The following is a 1,141-nucleotide window of genomic DNA, read 5'->3' on the forward strand; positions in this document are numbered from 1 at the left end:
CAGGCCCCACGCCGCGTGCGCCGCCACCGCGGGCACCGCCGCGCCCGCCCCCGCCGCCGCGCCGATCACCCAGGCGGGCGCGTCGTCGGCCAGGAACAGCACCGCCAGCGCGAGGATCAGCACCAGACCGGGCACGATGAAGCACACACCGCCGACCACGGCGCCGACCACGCCGCGCAGCCGCCACGCGCACAGGATCGAGAGCTGCGTCGACGCCGGCCCCGGCAGCAGGTTGGTGACCGCGATGCCGTCCTCGAACTCGCGCTCGGACAGCCAGCCGCGCCGGGTCACGCACAGGTCCCGCAGCAGCGCGATGTGCGCGGGCGGGCCGCCGAACCCGATGCACCCGATGCGCCCCCACTCGCGGGCGATGGTCGCCAGACCGACGCGCGTCACTCGATCACCACCCGCCCGGAGCCCCGACACGACGAGGCGCAGGATAGCCCGCGATCACGTGCGGCGAGCAGGTCGCTAGCGTCACCCCGGTGAGTGCACCCGACTGGTTGGCCGACACCCGGACCTCGTACGACACGGTCGCTGAGAGCTACACCGACTTCACCCGCGAGGCGTTGGCCGGGAGGGCCGTGCTGCGCGGCGTCCTGGCCCTGTTCGCCACGGCCGCGCGGGCGGTCGACGGGCCGGTGGCCGACGTCGGGTGCGGTCCCGGGCTGATCACCGCCCACCTCCGCGAGCTCGGCCTGGACGCCTTCGGCATCGACCTGTCGCCCCGGATGGTCGAGATCGCCCGCCGCGACCACCCCGGCACCCGGTTCGAGGTCGGCTCCATGACCGACCTCGACCTCGCGGACGGCTCGGTGGGCGGGGTGCTCGCGTTCTACTCGGTCATCCACGTCCCGGACGAGGAGGTGCCGGCGGTGTTCGCGCACTTCCACCGGGCGCTGCGGCCCGGCGGCGTGGCCATGGTGGGCTTCCACGTGGGTGACCGGCGCAGCCACAAGACCGAGGGGTACGGCGGGCACCCCATGTCGCTGCACGTCCACCGCCGCCCGGTCGAGCGGGTGGCGGCCTGGCTGCGCGACGCCGGCTTCACGCTCGACGCCCAGGTCCTGCTCGACCCGGACGAGGAGGTGCCGGGCGGGGTGCTCATCGCCCGCAAGCCGGGCTGTCCCGCGCTCCCGGC

2 protein-coding genes are annotated in these 1,141 nt (G+C 75.3%); one reads left to right on the top strand and one right to left on the bottom strand.

The features are described from left to right. The coding region (locus AB0G02_RS41575; protein ID WP_360806487.1) for a chromate transporter at positions 1-396 on the bottom strand (396 nt) is incomplete at its 3' end. Between the two features lie 89 nt (positions 397-485). On the opposite strand from AB0G02_RS41575, the gene AB0G02_RS41580 reads away from it, so the two are divergent. Next, positions 486-1,141 (top strand): class I SAM-dependent methyltransferase (locus AB0G02_RS41580; RefSeq protein ID WP_360806490.1); only part of this gene is annotated, 656 nt, incomplete at its 3' end.

Origin of the sequence: Actinosynnema sp. NPDC023658, from assembly GCF_040639995.1 — a bacterium.
Classification (GTDB): Bacteria; Actinomycetota; Actinomycetes; order Mycobacteriales; family Pseudonocardiaceae; genus Actinosynnema.